Raw genomic sequence first — 1,155 nt, forward strand, 5'->3', positions numbered from 1 at the left:
AAGCCGCGAGGATCGCCACGGCGATCCACAGCCAGTCGACGCGCCACTGGGTGAACCAACCGGAGAAGCTCAGGGGCGGGGGCAGGAGGTAGCCGGTGAGGATCTCCGCGGGGGTGATGTCAGGTTGTCTCTCCAGAGGCACCGGGGTGGGGGTGCGTGCCAGGGCCACGCCCAGGGCCATCACGGCGCAGAGGATGAAGACCTCCACGGTGATCAGCCGCCACACCCGGCCTAGCGTCGGGGTGCCGGCGGTGATCGCCCGGCGGTTCAGGTACCCCAGCACGCCCAGGGCCACGGTGGCGATCGTCTTGGCGATCACCAGCGCCCCGTAGCCGGAGTCCAGCCCGTCCCAGCCACCGATCCGGTAGACGGTGTTGATGACTCCCGAGACAGCCACCAGGACGAAAGCCACCCCGGCCAGGGCCGAGAAGCGTTCCAGCACGGTCCGGGCTGACCCGTGGCCGGTGGCGGGGGCGGTCAGCAGCGGGGCGAGCAGGGCGAGCACGATGATCCCGCCGGTCCAGATCCCGGCACCGAGCAGGTGCAGGGCCAGAGCATTGACGGCCCCGTTGTGATCATCGACCCCGGCCACGTGTCCCAGTTGGGACAGCGGGATGACGGCGGCCAGGGCCACCAGGGCGGTGGCGGCCACCGCCGCCGGGGAACGAACGAGCACGGCCAGGGTGGTGGTCAGTGCCGCGGCCACCGCGGTGACGGCCCATGCTTGGCCGGGGATCAGGCGGGTCACGTAGTAACCCAGTTGCCCGGTGAACTCGGCCGAGCCGGACACGGGAGCCCCGATGGTGTCGGCGTAGCTGAGCACGATGATCGCCACCGCCGCCAGGGTCCACACCGCGGCCGCGGCCGCAGCCACCGTCATGGCCCGGGCGAAGGCCGGGTGCTCGGCCCTGGTCTGTCCCGCTCCGGGGACCGGAGTGGACCGGGGCACCACGGTGGTGGCGAAGACCAGCCCGGCCCAGGTGATGCCCATGGCCAGGTGATGCACGGTCGTGGCCAGCGGCAACCCCCAGCGCACCAGGACCCCGGGATCGAGCACTTCCCGGGGCGCGGTGGCCCCGGAGGATCCCAGGGCCACCCACAGCACGGCCAAGGTCCCCACCCCGATACCGATGTAGACGGCAGCCATGGCGCGCC

General features: G+C 71.9%; 1 protein-coding gene. It reads right to left on the reverse strand.

From position 1 onward, the window contains the following. A partial coding sequence (locus L979_RS15980) for a copper resistance D family protein (RefSeq protein WP_047692495.1) occupies window positions 1-1,155 on the reverse strand: 1,155 nt, incomplete at both ends.

Origin of the sequence: Kocuria sp. ZOR0020, from assembly GCF_000800955.1 — a bacterium.
GTDB lineage: Bacteria > Actinomycetota > Actinomycetes > Actinomycetales > Micrococcaceae > Kocuria > Kocuria subflava.